This window comes from Paenibacillus sp. JT22N7 (assembly GCF_059383875.1).
Window position 1 is genome coordinate 77,632 of the sequence record NZ_JBXENY010000004.1, and the last position, 15,759, is coordinate 93,390.

At 43.4% G+C, this 15,759-nt stretch carries 12 protein-coding genes; all 12 read right to left on the reverse strand.

From position 1 onward, the window contains the following. Nucleotides 1-42: 42 nt before the first annotated feature. The 12 genes from AC50Y5_RS11960 to AC50Y5_RS12015 all read right to left on the reverse strand — a co-directional run bounded on the left by AC50Y5_RS11960 (nucleotide 43) and on the right by AC50Y5_RS12015 (nucleotide 15,689). On the reverse strand, nucleotides 43-1,635 hold the full coding sequence (locus AC50Y5_RS11960) for a hypothetical protein (protein ID WP_494860847.1): 1,593 nt from the start codon (nucleotides 1,633-1,635) through the stop codon (nucleotides 43-45). 12 nt (nucleotides 1,636-1,647) lie between these two features. Further along, on the reverse strand, nucleotides 1,648-2,247 hold the full coding sequence (locus tag AC50Y5_RS11965) for a hypothetical protein (RefSeq protein ID WP_494860849.1): 600 nt from the start codon (nucleotides 2,245-2,247) through the stop codon (nucleotides 1,648-1,650). Nucleotides 2,248-2,309: 62 nt separating this feature from the next. After that, nucleotides 2,310-2,771 (reverse strand): hypothetical protein, encoded by a 462-nt coding sequence (locus AC50Y5_RS11970; RefSeq protein WP_494860850.1) that lies wholly within the window; start codon nucleotides 2,769-2,771, stop codon nucleotides 2,310-2,312. A 156-nt stretch (nucleotides 2,772-2,927) separates the two neighbouring features. Next, on the reverse strand, nucleotides 2,928-4,022 hold the full coding sequence (locus AC50Y5_RS11975) for a hypothetical protein (RefSeq protein ID WP_494860852.1): 1,095 nt from the start codon (nucleotides 4,020-4,022) through the stop codon (nucleotides 2,928-2,930). Nucleotides 4,023-4,099: 77 nt separating this feature from the next. After that, complete coding sequence (locus tag AC50Y5_RS11980) at nucleotides 4,100-4,960, reverse strand: hypothetical protein (RefSeq protein WP_494860854.1); 861 nt, start codon at nucleotides 4,958-4,960, stop codon at nucleotides 4,100-4,102. 12 nt (nucleotides 4,961-4,972) lie between these two features. Next, nucleotides 4,973-6,055 carry a cell adhesion protein gene (locus AC50Y5_RS11985; RefSeq protein WP_494860855.1) on the reverse strand — a complete coding sequence of 361 codons (1,083 nt, stop codon included), beginning with the start codon at nucleotides 6,053-6,055 and terminating at the stop codon, nucleotides 4,973-4,975. Nucleotides 6,056-6,064: 9 nt separating this feature from the next. Beyond that, complete coding sequence (locus AC50Y5_RS11990; protein WP_494860857.1) at nucleotides 6,065-8,827, reverse strand: hypothetical protein; 2,763 nt, start codon at nucleotides 8,825-8,827, stop codon at nucleotides 6,065-6,067. Nucleotides 8,828-8,864: 37 nt separating this feature from the next. Next, nucleotides 8,865-10,682 carry a hypothetical protein gene (locus tag AC50Y5_RS11995; protein ID WP_494860859.1) on the reverse strand — a complete coding sequence of 606 codons (1,818 nt, stop codon included), beginning with the start codon at nucleotides 10,680-10,682 and terminating at the stop codon, nucleotides 8,865-8,867. A 60-nt stretch (nucleotides 10,683-10,742) separates the two neighbouring features. Beyond that, nucleotides 10,743-12,158 carry a hypothetical protein gene (locus AC50Y5_RS12000; protein ID WP_494860861.1) on the reverse strand — a complete coding sequence of 472 codons (1,416 nt, stop codon included), beginning with the start codon at nucleotides 12,156-12,158 and terminating at the stop codon, nucleotides 10,743-10,745. Between the two features lie 54 nt (nucleotides 12,159-12,212). Further along, nucleotides 12,213-14,870 (reverse strand): PKD domain-containing protein, encoded by a 2,658-nt coding sequence (locus tag AC50Y5_RS12005; protein ID WP_494860863.1) that lies wholly within the window; start codon nucleotides 14,868-14,870, stop codon nucleotides 12,213-12,215. Between the two features lie 15 nt (nucleotides 14,871-14,885). Beyond that, entirely contained in the window at nucleotides 14,886-15,272 is a 387-nt protein-coding gene (locus AC50Y5_RS12010; protein WP_494860865.1) for a DUF8551 domain-containing protein, read from the reverse strand. 3 nt (nucleotides 15,273-15,275) lie between these two features. Further along, nucleotides 15,276-15,689, reverse strand: a complete 414-nt coding sequence (locus AC50Y5_RS12015) for a hypothetical protein (RefSeq protein ID WP_494860867.1) — start codon at nucleotides 15,687-15,689, stop codon at nucleotides 15,276-15,278. Nucleotides 15,690-15,759: the final 70 nt, after the last annotated feature.

The following is a 15,759-nucleotide window of genomic DNA, read 5'->3' on the forward strand; positions in this document are numbered from 1 at the left end:
AATTATCAATTTCTTAAACATTCGAATAAATAATGAATAGTTTTATACAGGATCAGCCTTAGCATAAATGTAAAAATCTCCACCAGACATTGTATCCTCCACTGTAACAACTCTCATAAACAAAGGTACTTCATCCCCATCATTAAATGTGCCATTAAATATTAGTGTCTCTTCTGCAATGAACGGACTATTATATTTACTAATTTCAATTATAAGTTTTTCGGGAAATTCCGAAGATTTAATATAAGCTTTTAAATTAGTAACTTTAAAACCCGATAAATTTTTCAGATAGATGCGCTGAGGCTCTGAAGTTTGACCCGCTATCAAAATACCAATATCTAATAATTTAAAAATCTCTTCCCCATTTCCGTTATAGTAACCATCCATATTGATGCTCCCATTATGAAACACTAGCAATGGCTTCTGAATGTACACCATGGTTACTTTTGGCCTGATAGCAAGATTGGTATTACGGCTACTGGCGAAGGTAGCCGTATGTGCACCTCCATTGAATCCAGAATCAGTAACCAATTCCCATGCAACCCCGAATGGTTCCGAAATACCTCTATAGGCTCTTGTTATATCAATGTTGTACCAAACTCCAGCCGCCCCACTACTAGCAGCTCGCTGTCTGCCCAAGCTTTCCAGTAACGGCTGAGTGTTTACGCTTGTATTCCAATCAGATGTTACCCTGTATAAATTAATCTGTCCCGAAAAGTTCTGAATGGAGTTTGACACCACATAGACCGAAAGTTTAACATCAACGGGAACCATATCTTCCGGTATATCAAGCCTAAATATAGCTCTAGCCAGAGCATTGTTGGGGCTGTTTGTAGAATTTCTTAATGTTAGTACCGTGCTGCTTGCCTGAGCTATAAAAGAAGTAGCTGTGCTTATGGTGTAGCCCATATCGTATTTAAGTAGCGGAGTTTCGTTAGTAGAAATTAATGTAGGGTCAATTAGAACGGGATAGGTGGCTCTCTCCAGAAACTCCTCATCTTCAACCACTACAGACAGTGTTCGAAATATTCCATCATGGTCCAATACATATTTGACTCCGTAACTAATTTGTCCGTCTGAATCCTCCATATAAGGCTTTTCAATTAGGCACAATTGCGCTGTCGTGACAGCATCTATTACAGCAAATCCATCTCCACATTCTATAACATTCACATTTTCGCTCTTTATGGTATAAGTGAATTGCCTATGTTCTGTTCTTTGATTTAAAATAATATTTTCTTTTATACCTGTGCTGCTGACCATATACTCAACATCAATATTGTTAAAGCAATCGACAAATACATGTTTGGACTCAACTGTTCGGGTAGTTGTCGGTGATGCTCCTTTAAGCTTAAAATTTGTCCATCTCTCGTAAACTGCTCCTGGATAACTCACTCCCATTAAATGCTTGTTTGAAGAGCTCGCATCATCAAAGAACACCTTAAAGAAATTTCTTGTTACGCCTTTTCTAAATTCCCAATTTTGCAAGGGTACAATCCTTGTATCAATATCATGCCAGTTTTCATTCACATCCTTGTAATGAACAGGGTGTAAATAATAGTCTACTTTAAATGTACCGTCACCTTGGTCATAGTGTTTAGTATAAGGACCCCTCTTTTCTAAAACCTCTCTCATAAAGTCTCCTCCTTATCTAAGCTCCCAGACTATGTTTCCCCCGACACCATTAATAAGAGGCGCCTCAATTAAACTTACTATTTCCCCATTCCTTTTTATTTCCAAATTCCCGTTTAGATTCTCGCTAGAAACGACTTTCAAATCCAGCCGAGCAGGCTGATTTAAAGGTATCTGACAAATAGCTTGGAAATGAAAATCTTTCCCTCGATCATTGAAGCTTGCTTTATAACCAAAGTTAAACTGAGTTATGGAAGAACGGCCAGAACCTGCTTGTGTCGGATTAAATAAAAATTCTGCATCTTTAAATGTAATAATGTCGGTATACATCATTGATCTTCCGTTAAGATGATAGGTGGTTTCTTCAGTGACATAATTAATCTCAATCGTCTGACCTATTATTTTAAAAATACCGCTATAACTCTCGAAATACATGGAAGCTCCATTACCAATAAGACCAAAGTGAAGAAGCTGATCTTTTTTAATACTATAAAAACTATTTTCTTCTTTGGTTTCAAAATCGAATTCCGTTGTACAAGTACCGTCGGCATATTCAGCAACCCAAATAAACGGTTGCCCCACAGGTGAGACTAATCTCTTATTTCCTATCATCATTCTTTCCCCCATTGTATTGGTTGATAAGAAGCCCCACTGAGAAGTGGGGCTCCTGCTTCTAATTATGTGTACTGATAAGCTACTCGAGTCAGGAATGAAAAATTCCCCGCCGTCGCTGTTGCAGGAACATTTGCCCGAAGAGATACTTTCGAAAAATTAGTAACAGCACTAACGGAACCATCATTTGCTGTACCTTTAATACGTCCAGCTCCTGCAGCTCCTCCAGCCTGAATAATTTTCGTGGTTGTTCCGCCAATGGACATAAAATCACTCTCGTTTAAAGAATCCACTCGGGCTTCAATCCACTTATTAGTGACAACCTCACCTGTGTTGCTGCCAAGTACGTCTTTGGTTGTTATGGTACAATTGGTCATATCGGATAGGATCCCTGATCCACCTTTATTATTCCAAATGAGAAATGTCGTTATATCCGACTTGTCACCTGCATCGACTACACCAATTTGCCAGTCTGTCTTCTGCTGTGTATTCGTTAAATCAAACCACTGTACTACCGGGCTTGCCATTACAAATCCCTCCTTGTTTTGTTACTATCCTCAATATAAGCAGCATGATCCTTTGTTTAACCGGAATTTTGGTAAAAAAACACCCAATGCTGTAGCAGCATCGGGTTTAAAGAATACGAATAGAATATGAATTAGGCTTTTATACGAATAGTCCTTTTAGAGTACTTTTTTATAACTAACATCCAGCACATCCGGTACACCCTCAACAATTTGCAGCGTATCAGGTGCAAAATTAATGCCTGTATAATCACCCTGGCCATTCTCAATGTTCACATAATGAATACCCGGTGACTGCAATTGTCCATTAATATAGACGAATAGAGTATCTTTACGTGCGCTGCCTTTGGCTAGTGTATATAAAGTTTCTCCACCAACCGCTTCATAAATTTCGCGGGTGGACTCCTCCTCTACTTTACCGAGGCTTTGTTCAGCTGCTGCGAGCCGTCCTGCCAAGTTGCTAAGTACAGCCTGCACATGAAGTCCAGCGTAGTTTGGGTCAGTAATTACCCCTACCAGTTGAGCTCCTTTGCCAGCTGCAGTGGATACAAAATCGCTTAGAATAGCTGTATCAGCATTGGCGCGAGCAGTCGATTCACTAGCGATTTGCTGGACAATCGGCGTAGCTAAGTTAGCTGCGCCATCATTATCCAGCGAACCTGCCCCACCGTACAAATCCTTCATCAGCTGAATAAGATTCATATACGCTTTAGCATCGGTCGCCCCTTCAACAAAACCGGCTCCGCCTTTAATAATGGCATCTACCGGAATAACCGAAAGGTTTGTCCGTACTACATAGCGAAAATCGACATTTTCCGAAGCTGCGGGGAACGTATATGGTTCTTCAGCGTCGTTCACTATGCTATAAAATTTGAGAACAAACTCCCCTGAATTTTCTTCCAGACGGCCATATACAACGTCTGAATCCTCATCTCCAATAGGAGAATCCGTACCGGCAAGACGAACTTGTACTTTTTCTTCTAAAACCACTCCTTCAACTGCAACTGAAGTGGCTACCGGCCGGGAGCCTATAAGGTTCGTTACCGTCAACTGGTTAAAACCCGCTACCACCTTATCGTTAACTTGAACAAACACATCCAATTTCGTGTCTTCCAATACATCCCGATGAGCTGAAAAATCAATATCAATATAGTTTTCACTGATTTTGTTCGCCTCATCAAAATGCTGATTCCGCATAATTTTGTTGTTAAACTGCTCTCCACGGAATCTAGCAATCCCTCTCGTACCTGCCATATTTACTCATCTCTCCTTTCTCTTTCCGCCTTCATTATAAGGAGATCCCGCTTTATTCTCACAGCAAAGCGTAATATTTAAACTGTCTGAATGACCAGTTCGACGGTTAAGCCTTCAATGCCCGCTCCCGCTTGAATGATGTGGATTCGAAAATGATCATTTGCATGAACGTCAGCGATTTGCAAATCGTAAGGGCTTGTACTCGCCTTGCTGGAGTGTGCACCTTCATCAATGGTCAAACCTGAGTGCAGAATACTCGTCCAGCTAGGGCTTGTATCCAATTGTTCCTGCGAGCACTTCTCTATATCCATTAAGGTAGCTTCGCTGCCTGTTGTAGAGCAGGAAGCATACACCTCCGTAATAATCCCTTCATATGGAAAGCGAATATCCATTTTAGCGACACCATTTTTGACCTTATTAAGCACAAAAACCATCGTCTTGCTTTCAGCCCGGCGCTCAATGGAATCCAGGCGAGCATCAAGATCCAGATGCGGCGCATCCTGCTCCTTATATTTTCTAGCCTTAATGATCTCCTGCTCAAGCTTCCTAAGAAGCTCTGCATCCTGCTCCCAGCCAATAGTCGTGCCTTTCTCAAAATACTCAAGCTTCCAAATTCGAATATGAATTTCGTCACCTAGTTTCAAGGCGACCGGTTGGCCGGCTAAAGCGGAATCCCCATAATCCAGAGGATAACTGCCCAAATCCAAACGGATTGTCCGTTTATCCACTTCCTCATAGCCGCCACCCGATAGCAATTGCTGCCCATTAAAATGAACTTCAATTTGCCCAATATCTGGAATGTAGGTGTATGGGTCAAGCACAATAAATAAACCTTTGCCGCTGTCCAAATAAGCTTGATCCACAATAAGCTCGAGGCTGTCCCAGTAAAAAGTCTCCTTCTTGCCATAACGCTTCAATGTCATTTTAGTTCCGGCCATCGTTCCACCTCCCTACACATGATTAATATCCAAAATAAAATTCAACGGTTTGATATCAAAATGTTCATTTTTCCGTTCAACCTTCATCCAAAACTTTATACGGCCTAAGGGAGAAACTTCCGGCAGCTCAAGCGTCGGGGAAAAATCCATTGCTGGCTGGTCCACATTGTCATGACACAAATCGACCCACTCGTAGCCAAACTTATCGAGGTACTGGAGAATACCCAATTTAACATTTTTAGCTGTCTTATTAGACGAGGGATTGACTAGCTCCATTTGAACGACCGTCATATTGTCATACATCGTTCCCAAATAGGTATCTTTTGTTACGTTAAGCTCCTTGCCTTGCCAGTGTACTTGCAGTTCGGTACCAAATAGGAAGGTATCCCCTCCATATATATTAAAGGCATTTAAGCTCGATAGAAGAATGCCATTGCTGTCATAAACCTTGATCATCCCATAATAAGGAGCTGTGGGAACCTGGATATCCACACCTGTCCAGGTTCTTTCCACCGTTGACGATGCAATGGAGTTGCCGAATTCATCACATAAATATACCGTGCAGCCTTCAGCTAAATTACCGACTGTTATTTTATCGCTTTTGCAAAGCACTAGTCGATCCAATTTCAGGGGAACAAAACCGTTGCTGTCTCTGCTCTTTAGTGCAACTCCAAGTTTATTCGCGGCCAAAATATCGGTATCAAAAAGCTCCCACCCACTACCGCGATCTGCATAAAACGTCCATCGGTTCCCTGTTCTGAGCGCTCGCCATTTGCTGTACTCCCGTACAGCTGTATCCAGACTTTCCAAAAATTCAATACGGGACTCGCCATCCTTCCAGACAACAATTCCCCCCTCGTCCTTATGCTCTGTTGGGACATAATCTGCTGTTACCTCGAAGAGCAGACTGTGTTCTGATTCTGGAATATCAAATAGCAGCACATTGTCTTCTTCCGAATGATTTAAAACAAACTGTTGAAGCGAATGGTCCAAATCTCCCGCATGAAGAGGAGAGAGTGTATAGCGAGCATGAAGATTCTCGTATTCAAATCCATCATCAAACAGGAGCCCACTCGTTTTTCTATAAATACCCAATTTTATCACCTACCTTGTTTTCTTCCAGTTCCATATGCTCCACGATGCTATCTTTCCAATAATGAGCCAAATTCTTGGTTTCTTCTGTTCAGGATGCGTAGTCATCCGTCCTTGTTCAGCTTCATCAATTGAAACTCCAATCGTTTTATGACGTTTCCCGCCGATTGGCTGAGCAATATCAGTCTCCAAGATAGCTTTGCGACGTTCTCCTGCCGATGGGGATATCGGCTCTGTTTGATGTATAATGCGTTTCCGTTCAGCATGCTCGGAGCTTTCAATATCCACTTCCAGCGGTGCATGCTTGCGGCTTGATTGTTCATGCTCCTGAATTTTCGTTTCCGTGAGCCGCCGTTTGCGAATGGCTTCATTCGCTTCCGCTACATCACCACCATTAATCGACAATACATTATCAGCTGAAATGATTTCTTCCTCATTACCACCATTTATGGAAAGTTTATTTTCTGCCGAATGGCTTAGCTGTGTAACAGCATTAAGCACGGTTTCACTCTGGCCACCAGCCGTTTCATCCAAAATAGCCGGCATAATGACATCACCAAAATGAGTGGAGCCTTCTTCATGCCTGATCGCATCAAGCACGGTTTCCCCTCTCCCTACTCCATCCAACTCCATGATGACCTCATTGCTATTTATAGATTCAGCTCTCTCATCCTGATGAAGAATATTGAAATAGTCAGGCGCGAACAAATCAGCCCCTTCCACATTTTCATAGAAGGCATCTTCGTTAGAAGCTGCAATTGCGGCTTTGTCCGGCTGGTGAAGAATGGAGTTATAGTCGGAAGCAGACTCGCCCATTGCGGGATCCGATATCAGCAATTGTGTATCCTTATCTTTAAACATCGACGTTTCCATAGGTTGAGCCGTTCCTTCAAACTCCGTGACATAGCTCGCCTCCGTACGGTCATTTTCACTCTGATAAGTGAGATAATCTTTGTACTGCGCTTGCTCCGTCTCCTGCATCACATAATCCTTCATCCTATCCACATACTGGGCCGTTTCTGACAGCTGCAGATTCGTATCCTCAAGTCCAAGCCCATTGGCGGCTGTCTGAGTTATATCCTGTACGCCTTCTGCCTGCCCTGCTTTATTGGCATAATCAAAATCAGGTCTTTCCGCAAGCTTGCTGTTAGCATCAGTCATGGCTTGTCCAATATGATGCAGCAATGCTTCCTGGCCCCAACCCGACTGATTGATTAGAGTCATTTCATCCATTAGGCCGCTATAGGGTGAGCGAGTATAAGCATGTTCCGGAATTTCCGCAATACCCGCTTTATTGCCGCTGGCCTCCGCAAGTTCGGTTTCGCTTGTAAAAGAAAGCAGATTGCCGCTTCCCCCAGCGGTCTCCGTAACATGCATGAATCCATCTGCCCGAGCTTCAGTAAACATCTGTTCCAGTGAGTCGATGATCGCATCTGCAGCAGCCTGAGCATCAGCCTCTGAAAGCTTTTCAGACAAAGCACGAGTTCCTATTTGTTCCATCCCCGATTCAATCATCTCAAACGCAGCCGATCCATACATAATTTCCATAAGTCTGGCTACTTTGCTTACATGCGGATCACTGGATAAAATTTGCTTTATATGGTCTGAGAGGGTGTCCGCAGCTATTTCTCCTTCAACTCCAGAATGGCTGGAAGAAGCTGCGAGTAAATTGATTTGAGCATCTGCATTCACATTATCTACACTACTATACGTAGACCATGCAACGTCTGCTTCCCTGCGGCTGCCGTCGACCGCCTCTGCGAGCATCTCCGCAGTTCCTTCTTCCTTATTTCCTGAGTAGGCACTCTCCAGCTCGACTTGTACAACCTCATCTTTGCTTGCGGAACCGGCGTTATAATAGCGGGCTGTATAAGCTTCATGTGTGCCGTCTGTAACATTTGTAGTGTTGGAGAAAGCTTCAATCTCCCCATCCGCCTCTTCGTTTTGCCTTATTGTATGGGAGAAGGACTGTCCAGTCGTTCCGTATAAAAAGTGATTATTTTTTTGAACCGCATGAAAAGCTTCCATTTCAATATCAAAATCCTTAGATTGATTAATAGCAGGACTAAATCCAGTTGGCTGGTCTACTATATGTTGTCTCTCATTTTCATAAAAGGAAACGGCCTGAACAGGCTGCGTCGATTCGGGAATAACCTGCTCAACATCAGAGAGCCTAGTTGCCCTACTTGCATTCACAACATCGAATACATAACGTGATTGAACGTCAGATTGATTTTCAGCCCATGGTGATCGTTGTTCCCCTAATTTGAACTGTTCGGCCAATAGATCGGCATCCGTTTGGGTGGCGGACATGCTCCCTACTACTTCACCCACTTCAGGGATGGTTCGAAAAGTGGCTTCATTCCCTTCACTCAAGGCTGCTTCTAATACGTCCGTATGATTAGAAGCCTCCGCTTCATCCATTTGAACCAGCGGTGATCTTATGACACTATAATCAGCGCTTAAATACTCATGAACCCGGTTTAGGTAGTTGACTATGCTGGCCAGAACGGTTTCCATCTCTTTCCCTTCCGGTTCAGACACATAGCTGGCTTTATAGCTTTTTCCGAATGCCCCGGTTGCCACATTCGGTGTTTTTCCCGCCTCCTTCATCTTGTCTTCAATTAATGCCTGATACGTGCTGCTCACTGGAGCAGTCAGATGATATTGGTTATGCACATCGACCAAGTAGTCCAAACCGAACGTCAGTTCATAGCCCTTTTTTGAAAAAAGGGCGGTGAAACTGAGCAGGTAAGATTTTTTACCGTTCAGCATTTCACCGCCTACCTCCCTTGCTTATTAAATTAAGCTATTACCCCTGATTCTTGATTAACGTTTCTTTCAAAATGCCAAGACCGATTGGAGCAAATGGCGACATATTGGCCAGTGTAAGCGGACTTACAGGAGTATCAGCCAGCGTATACCGATATAGCTGTTTATAATCATAGGTCGCAATAACCTCTTCTCCATCTCCTGGAATATAGCCCGCAGCAAAAGTAATGGCTTTCGTCTCCATTTCAATCGTATAATCCGTACCATATTCCATTTCGACGCAATCCACTTTAATTTTAATGTTGAAGGGCGTACCGTCATTTTTCAGCGACGGACGATGTGACAGATGGAATACCGCTCTCGTGCCGTCGCCTTTGCCCAAATCTTCATTTTCAGCCGTTTCCACAACCTCCAGCTCATCAAGCTGGGAAATATTTTTCGGGTGTACAGCGTAGCATTCATCCAATTTACCGACAAAACCGTCATTTGGATGCACAATATACATTGGAGAAATATGATATTTTCCGCTGTATACAGATGGATTGAATCTCGCTTCGCCCTCGTCCACCTGCTTGTCATGGGAGATAAAAGCAAGATAATGATGCTGGTAATAGGTGCCGCCAATCGACTGCTGCAATTGTACAGAGCTATTGCCATTTGAAGTATTGTTTCCATAGTCAACGAATAGTGCACCGAGCTTCATATTCGCTTTCCATTTCACTTCATCGGCTGCGCGGCAGCCAGACATAATAACATGGTTCTTCCGCGGCGCTTTGCCCAAAGTCGTCAAGCGACCAATATAGAGCGGTGCATAATACGTATTTTCCGGCCCTGGTGTCGGGTCTGGGCGGAGAAACATAACAATGCGGTCTTTGGTAATATTGCCCCAATAATAAATGGTCGAGTCCCGCTGCCAGCCGCGTGAAAAATCATCCATCGGTGTAAAGGACATTGCGGTTGGGAGTGACGGATACAGATAATAAATAGCGGTATATGCTGCATTAAGCAGCTGATCCCCTTTATCTGGATCGAAGCTTTTTACCGGAATATCGCCGTAGTCGAGCGTATCTGTGCCATTTCCGTTCAACACCTTAATGTAAGAAACGTTCATCTCTGCGCCAGACTCTGGAGCAGCACCTGTCATTGTAATCGTATTGCTAGCATAATTGACTGTATATAAGTCAGGCGATACCTCAACTTTATTTTTATAAAAAGTCACAGTACCCGCTTTAAGTGTCGCCGTTGTAGGAATAGGAAACGATTTGCGCGAGCCATCGCCGTCTGGAAGAATCGATTCCGGATCTCCAATGTATACAGCATCACTCATAGCTTGTACAATTTTTTCCCCGCGCACATCATCAAAAGTAAAGAAATACATGCGTTTAGGCGGTCTAGGAGCAATCTGGGCAGGCTCGTAAGATACTGTATACTTATCTCCCTCTACCGGTGCCTCCCCCATAAGGACTTGTCCTTTAAAATCATCGAGCGTATAGTCTGTTTTAGGTACCTCAACACCGTTTCTATAGATAATGACCGTATCCTTAACGATAGGATATACTTTAAATTGAAAACCCCTGTCAGTGTCCGGAATACGTACTAATTGCCCTAGAATAGAGTTTTGAGAAATAAAATCTGCTTCACCCAGCGTCGCGGTGTTTTTAGTACCATAGCCGTAAACCATACCGAAATTTCTGACTTGCCCGTCGCTGCCTCGCGAACGGAACAAACGGACATCGGCAAATTTCGTATTTTTGTAGACAGAACGGTACTTGATGAACGTATTCCAGCCATTGTTGTTAAACAGCTTTTCCATGTCTAATGGCAGCTGTTGAATATTAGAGTCTTTATCAAACCACATAATGTGACCACCTCTCGTTTAAATAGGCCGGCTGCTTGGTTAGGGCAGCCGAAGCCTTTATTACGTAATCTCATTTCCTTCTTCATCTACTGAGTTGACATACAAACCTATACCTGCCGGACGATATTGCGTGCCGGGCTTTTTCGTGAAAGGTGAAATTCCTTCTACCATGAAGTAGCGGAAAACATCATACTCATTTGGGCAAAGCGCCTTACGCACACGAAGCTTATTCGCATTAAACGACAACGCAGACAAAGCAATGGTATCTTTAAGTGAACCCCGGACACCTTCCTCAGGATGGATTAAATACACTTTGGAAGTATGCACCTTCTGGCTATAACGTGAAGGATTAAATGAGTATTTGTACAATGGATTTTCTGCATTATTCCATGCTCTTGGATAGTCCTTGCCATCTGAGGCGCGTTGTGGCGGAATCGCGTTTGGCGGCGCGTTCCATGACAAGTAATACGCTTGATAGCGGGCACCCAACTTGGAACGGCTCATCATGACATTATCCAACCCATTGGCTGGGTATTTCGGATAGCTTTTCAACAACGGAAGAATGCTCGGCATCCTTGTCGTATTATCGAAATCATATTTCGCAATTTTATCGATTGTATTCTCTCTCGGAACGGAACCTACAAACATCGCATAAGCTTCGTCACCTTCTTCAATCGGGTCAATTTTCCCAAAATAAAGCGGAATGGATGGGACTAAGTTTCCTTCTGGTGCTGGCACATTGTCGGACTGAATAATGAGGAACAAATTTGTAGGACTCAAATGGCCTTTAATCGAAATTTCCGAGTCAGTCCACCAGTTCGTATACTGGGCAGGTGCACTGTAAGATGAAGCATAATAGCTGTCTAAAAGATTGGTTCGCAAGCCAGTCGTCATAATAGGAGACTGCATTCGATCTAGAAACGCTCTTGAAATCGTATAGGTACCATTGGAATTTGTTTCTAAGCTCCACTTACTCTCTTGCGCTTCAATATCTACTGCTGCACGCAATTGCTCACTTGCATCACTGCCATCCCAAGGAAATACAATATCAGGTGTATTCGGACCTAATCCAGATAACTTCTCTAACATGTACATATAAAGAGTATGCGGTGCTCGATAATTTCTAAATTCATTACTTGCCCATTCATGAAACTTATCCTTAATCGCAACCTTCGGATCCATTTTCAGTTCCCTCATGGCTCCTACAGACAGTTCCCAACTTCCCACAATAGCTACGCCAAACATTTTGCCTTCTGCATTTTCATAAATGTAGTGCTCTGCAACTGTATTTCGCACCATTGTTTTCTCATTGGATGGTCCAGATGGCCTTGTCCAGATTGCATCATAGATAATCTTTTTAAAATTAGCTGCGATTTTCCAGCCTGCTGTGGCAAGCAATTCACCCAGTCTCCACTGCAGGTTCTCTTCCGTTACCTTATAGGTGAAGGAAGCAGGCGTTGTATCGATAAATGCCATTTATTTAACACTCCTTTGCTCAATTCTTTAATTGTTCAATCATTGATTTCCCTTCTAAACAGGGCAGTGAACGGTATAACTCCAGGAGGTGCCCTCTGATTGTGATTTCATGACTACCTTGATCTGCGTAATTCCAGCCACAGGGCTGTAAGCAAAATGCAATGAGCCGCTGCCGGAAACATAATTATTAGAAGAAGCTACTAGCTGATCCCGGTAATAAACATCGATCCGATCAGGCACAACCTCCATTGAATAATCAATTCTCACATTACCCGCTCTTGCTCCCAATTCATGATACTTCTCTGTCAAAACCCCTCCGCCACTATCATTCATATGACCACACTGCATGGTGCCTGAAGGAGGCGGTGGCGGCGGTGGTGGCGGAACCGGCTTCGCTTTGACCAGAACCGTTGCCGTGACAGCAGCATGCTGCTCCCGTTCATTCCAAATCTTAAAGGTTACAGTATACTGTCCGGCATGATGGAAGGTGTACTCAGCATCATTAACGGTATAATCTCCTTTATGCACATCACTGGAAACCGTCCATTGATAGTACGCAATTGGTGAATGCCTGCTGTATAACGAAGAAATTTTAAGCGAATCTCCTTCTTCAATAACGGATATTCCCGGATTAATGGTGGCAGTAAAGGCAGGCGGCGCAGGTGGTGGCGGTGGAATCTCGGGCAACGTATAGCCACCTTTTAAAATGCCAAGGCCTGCCGGTCTAAATCCGGTAGCTGGCCTTTTCGTCAATGGTGAAATACCTTCGACTAAATAGTAAGCGTATACCTCGTACTTGTTTTCCGCATCACAGTGGTTTTTGACAGCCTTCAGCTCGTCACCATTCATTATAGTTAAGGGAGAGACGAGAATAACGTTGCGCAGCGTACCATATGTGCCATCCTCGGGATGGATTAATAAAGCTCGGGATGAATGGGCTTTATCACTGTACCTAGACGGATTAAATTGATATTTGTAAACATCCGTTTCATAGTTATTCCAGGCACGAGGATGCTTCTTCCCATCCTTCTCTTCCCGAGTCGGCGGCATCACGTTCGATGGAATATTCCAGGAAAGATAATGCGCCTGATATCTTGCTCCATATTTTGTTCGTTTGACCATAACCGAATCAATACCGTTGCTCGGATAACTGGGGTAGTCTTTCATCATGGGCTGGAGAATTTCTTGCTTAAGCTCCACATCGTCATAGTCTAGCTCTGCCGATCTCTTTAATGACGCTTCCAGAGCTGCTCCTTCCTTGTAATAAGCAGTTCCAGCGAATAAAGCAGCAGGAGCCATATCGTCAGATGTTTCCGTTTGAAGCGTAAATTCAAGCCACATACGAGCCGCAACAGGATAATACACGCTTACACCATCGCCGCTAACCGCTTCAATTGTAACTGCGCTTTTCCCTTGAATATTCGTGATATCAAATTCGCCCATATACTCTGCGTCTTCACGATTATTGGTTGGCTCTACTGTTGCTGTAGTCGTAAAGTGACCTATTACTTGCCCCGCTATCGTAAGGCGCACAAACTCGTCGGATCTTCCTCCATCCGCATCTCCCATAAGCCATACCTTCACTTTAGAGCGGTAATTCACCATTGGCTTGTTCGAAATAATGGTAGAGCTCCGCGTTGTTGCACCTGAAAAATCAAACTTGATTTCCCTATTTACAACCTCGTCCACTGAGTCACCCATATCAAAATCACCCATATACAAAGGTATAGAAGGCACTGCGTTGCTATCCCATATTGGAGCCGTGTCCGCATGAATAATAAACATAAGTGATTTCCCATCTATAAAACCCTTCAAGAAAACCTTGCTGTCTTCCCACCAATTTGTATATTTCACATCGGCAAAAGCAAATTTCTCTGTATGCTCCAGCTGCGGTATACGCGTTCGAGCAACAGTAATCGGCGATTGATAAAGCTGTGGAAATTTATGTGTGATTTTAAACTGTAACGCTTTGGTCTGGCTGTTAAGGCCCCACATGGAGGTCTGAATTTCGGCATCCAATGCAAGACGTTTTAATTCCGCCGGATTGTCCCATCCCACAAGCATTTTTCCCGTACCTATAAATTTATCAAGCTGGTAAAAATAGAGGGTATGCGTCTCATACAAACGATCCTCCTCCGCTTTTTGAATAGCCCATGAGAATATTCCAGTGCTCTGTGGTGTAAGCTCCGTTCCATAGTCAGCCAACGGTTCATAAATAGCGAAGGGAACGCGGCACTCCGTATTTCCAATCTGCTCCGTTACCTTCGCAAGCATCGCCATACCAAAAATATTGCCGGATGCATTCATCAGGATGTGGTGTTTAGCTACATAAAAATCAAACGTATCCTCAGCCTGAACAGAGCTGTAGTAAATGGCACATTGACCTGCAACCCCTGGCTCAAACGTAATCCGTGTCGTTCCGTTTGCATTTTTACTTTCGGTATAATAGGAGAAGGGCATAATCCTGCCGTCCAAATAAATGAAATAATCGTTATTTAAAAGTTCAGGCAAATCGACCACCGGGTTTGCCAGAGGTAAATAAAGTCGCCTAATCGTAGGTTTGGTGAGCTTATTGGAATAAGCGACCTTCGTAAATTCTCTAATCTTCGTCCAGCCATTATTTTCGCAAATGCCTACAAGTCCTTCCAGCAGATGCTCTTCATTGAGCATCGTATCCAGCCAAGGTGTCGGCTGGTAGGCTGTATCGGCCATATGTTCACCTTCTTTCTATTTGAGAGTCTGATAATTCACCCACACATACTTAGGCTTTCCGCCCTCATTAAAAAATTCAAAGTGCAGCTGAGTCCCGCTTGGACAAGGGATAATTGCCGTTAAATACATGCCTTCCGGAATGTCCTTTGTATAAATATTTCTACAAACGAGCTTCTCTCCAACATAGAGATTCCAATAATCTTTGGCTTCGTAATGGGATACCCCAACTGCTACTGAAAGCAATTCACAATCCTCTGTAAGCTGCAGCTTGTTTTCTACTTTTCCAGCAGACTGTGATTCCAACATAATTCCCTCAATATAAGGGTTGGTTTTAGTTGGCATAAAGGGAGGATCTAGCCGCCCCCCAACGACATAACTAGCAAAATTAGCACCGCTGGACATCTATTACACCGCCTTTATATAATCAAGCTTCAGATTCTTGAATATACCGTTCTCTCTAGTAATAGTGCCTCTAACCGTACTAAAAGTTGCGATATTCGTTTCCGACTCTAATTCCTCGTTTAAAACAGCAGCCGTTGCAATTTCAATTTGGAAAGCTACCACAATTAGCTGCTCATTTCGCTCCAGCGTCAAAATCTCAACCGTCCCATTATCATAGGTGTAAACGACGGAAGTCACTAAAGCGGGATAACCAGCCATCTCCCTAAGCACATCTACACTTAAAACAAGGGGTTCTTCGGCAGCATGGTCAACGATACTTAGGTCGTCTCCACCCTTGTATAAGCCCGTTTTCTTTATTTCTCTACGGATAAGATCGAGAATCGGAAATATCTCATTCGCATTAATAAAATTATTCAAAATAACACCTCACTCTCGCTTGCATTATAAGAAAAAAAGGAAACAATTAACGTCTGTGACGTAACTGTTC

Excerpts from the sequence above, each read along its gene's own strand:
- AC50Y5_RS11960 (WP_494860847.1), bottom strand. The coding sequence starts at position 1,635 with ATGAGAGAGGTTTTAGAAAAGAGGGGTCCTTATACTAAACACTATGAC.
- AC50Y5_RS12005 (WP_494860863.1), bottom strand. The coding sequence starts at position 14,870 with ATGGCCGATACAGCCTACCAGCCGACACCTTGGCTGGATACGATGCTC.
- AC50Y5_RS11990 (WP_494860857.1), bottom strand. The coding sequence starts at position 8,827 with ATGCTGAACGGTAAAAAATCTTACCTGCTCAGTTTCACCGCCCTTTTT.
- AC50Y5_RS11995 (WP_494860859.1), bottom strand. The coding sequence starts at position 10,682 with ATGTGGTTTGATAAAGACTCTAATATTCAACAGCTGCCATTAGACATG.
- AC50Y5_RS11975 (WP_494860852.1), bottom strand. The coding sequence starts at position 4,022 with ATGGCAGGTACGAGAGGGATTGCTAGATTCCGTGGAGAGCAGTTTAAC.
- AC50Y5_RS12000 (WP_494860861.1), bottom strand. The coding sequence starts at position 12,158 with ATGGCATTTATCGATACAACGCCTGCTTCCTTCACCTATAAGGTAACG.
- AC50Y5_RS11970 (WP_494860850.1), bottom strand. The coding sequence starts at position 2,771 with ATGGCAAGCCCGGTAGTACAGTGGTTTGATTTAACGAATACACAGCAG.
- AC50Y5_RS12010 (WP_494860865.1), bottom strand. The coding sequence starts at position 15,272 with ATGTCCAGCGGTGCTAATTTTGCTAGTTATGTCGTTGGGGGGCGGCTA.
- AC50Y5_RS11965 (WP_494860849.1), bottom strand. The coding sequence starts at position 2,247 with ATGATGATAGGAAATAAGAGATTAGTCTCACCTGTGGGGCAACCGTTT.
- AC50Y5_RS11980 (WP_494860854.1), bottom strand. The coding sequence starts at position 4,960 with ATGGCCGGAACTAAAATGACATTGAAGCGTTATGGCAAGAAGGAGACT.